Here is a 2,419-nt window from a genome sequence, read left to right on the forward strand (position 1 = left end):
ACGCGTCGGTGTGAAAGTCCGTCACACCGATTAGCCCAGACGGCGGTGCGCCCGTGGACGAGCCGGATCAGTTCCCGAAGCGTCTCACCACTTTGACTACCAGGTGGAGCGTGAGCGACGAAGTGATAATGGTTAGAAAAAACCGCCCAAGCTTCCAGTTCCCAATTCAAATCCCTTGCCACCGTAAGGAGGGTATCGTGGAGATAGCGTAGGCGTTCAGCTCCTCTGAAGATGTTTTCTTTGTCGCAAGTTGCAGCGGTAACGAAATAGGTGCCGTGCTCTGATAGTTCATGAAGGGGTGCGTGTGGCCACCAGGCGCGAGAGTTATTTGCGTTGACGGTGTCATCGTACGAACTCATAGCATAACCTCTTTAACCGCTGATTGTTGCGCTTTGCGGTGGTTGAAACTCCTTTTGGAGTGCGGCGATTCATCGCCGCTTTCTCACGACGGCTTTAGCCGTCGTGAAACCGGCTGTGGGCTCGTGTATTCTGACGCTTGTTTCTTGCCTTCCCACGCTTCTCTTCATGTCACTCTGCCGCTTGTATTTTTGCATCATGCCGCGGGGAGCTGAAGCTCCCGCGCGAAAGCGGGGCTAAAGCCCCGCACTCCAAAGGGCCGCCCATTCCAGAGTTAGTCGCGGTTAGTCTCTTCGTGCTCTTTGGTACGCAGCTCAACGGGCGTCACGATCCTCACCGTCACCGGCCCCAGCAGGCCCGAGCGGTGGAGGGGCGCCTCCTTCCACGGCACACGCCAGGCTAGCGCGTGTTTGATGTTGGTGTAGGTGAAGGTCCCGAATTGGGGCTCCCGAGCGTCGCCGGTCAGCCGGTTAGACCACACGTTGGCCACGCGGACGACCAGCTCATTGTCGCCGGGGTGAACGGCGTCCGTTATGTCCACTTCATAAGGCGGTGTCCAAAGATTGCCCACCCATTGGCCGTTGACCGTCACTTCGGCCACAAACCGGATTTCTCCCAGATCAATGAACACCCGCCGATGGGGTGCGATTTCGTCGATCTGAAATGTCTTGCGATAAGTGGCCACGCCAGAAAAGTACCTGATGCCCGGCTCGGGATGATCCGTCCAGGAGATCAACTCCTGGAAAGTCGTCTTTTCGGGGGCACCCCAACCCGGCGGAAACTCCACCTGCCACGGACCGGTCAATCTTTTGTCCTGGCTCGGCGCCGTCGCGAACGAGATTCTCTTCCCCGAGGCCAGAACAAGCTCATACTCCCCCGGAGCTTCGCAGCAGACTCTCCATGAACCATCATCGCCGAGTTCAATCTGTACGGGCGGTTTTCCGGTGGACGGGGTGAACAGGAGATCTTTTCCGTCTCGCGTGACACTGACCACGGCGTCCACCTCGCCCGGGTTTTTCCCCTGTCGGGGAACAACAACGAAGAGGGTTCCCAGGGGCGGAAGCGAAAGCGGCAGTTCCATTCCCTCGGCAGTCTGGCGGAAGGCGGCGAGCCGGGTTCTTTTTCCGCTGACCGGATCCCAAATCTCCGGAGTTCCGCTTCCTGCGCGAATCCGCACGACAAGGTTTTCCCATCGGGAAAGGCGATTCCAGAAGAAATAAATATGCACGGCAGGGGTCCGACGATGGACGTAATCGATAGAGGCTCCTTCGGCTGTGCGCACCACCACATCCGGTCGAACACCTAGGTGTCGCAGTACCTCTTTGAGCGGTATTCCCCAGAACACGCGACCGGCCCCATACGTCCGCTGACCGCTGGTGGAGGGATTTTCACCCCAGATGCGGTCGGCTACCGTTCTGACCTCTTCATCACATTGGGGATAGTTCGTTAAAGAAGGGCTTTTTTGTGGCTTTTCGCCCACCACGGTGGCACCGGCCTCGATAAGGGCAGCCACTTTCTCCATAACCTCCGGCCTGATCTCGCTCCCCGGTGGCAAGACCAGAAGGGGAACGCCCTCATGCTCCGGGGCAAAGCACACCCGCCCATTGCGAACGAAAGCCCGCTCGAGAAGTGCTTCCGTATCGGTCACCGTGTAGTCGTAACCAAAACCCAGCTCAGGATCGATAGCCTTGGGCATGACGAAGTTGAAGCCGCGGTCGCCATAGTAATAGCAGACGTCGGTGACCGGTTCGCCCTGCTGAAGGAGGAAGCTGCAGCGGGCGATGTATTCGACGAATCCACCGGCCAGTGGCCACCAGGCAATCGAGGGTGAAAAATGCGTACCCGCCGTATAAACCCACCCAGGTAGTTTGGCCTGGGCTGGTCGATGGGCGGCCGTGTGAAACGTGAAATGATTGGCCCCTTCACAGAATGCCCGATCTCCTATGGGCTTTAACTCCGCCGGTCCATCCTGCCAGTGTCGCCAGCTTGTGAACGCCTCCATATCGACCATGGGCTTGCCATAAATGTGGGCAGCACAGGCGGTTTCCTTCACCACCCAGAT

General features: G+C 58.2%; 2 protein-coding genes. Both read right to left on the reverse strand.

Annotated features, from left to right (window positions below; translation table 11 throughout):
- Positions 1-359 (reverse strand): transposase (locus tag H5U08_RS15855; protein ID WP_297035232.1); only part of this gene is annotated, 359 nt, incomplete at its 3' end.
- 272 nt (positions 360-631) lie between these two features.
- Positions 632-2,419: glycosyl hydrolase (locus H5U08_RS15860; protein ID WP_297035235.1), on the reverse strand; the 1,788-nt coding region annotated here is incomplete at its 5' end.

Origin of the sequence: Thermogutta sp. (genome assembly GCF_014359955.1) — a bacterium.
Lineage (GTDB): Bacteria > Planctomycetota > Planctomycetia > Pirellulales > Thermoguttaceae > Thermogutta.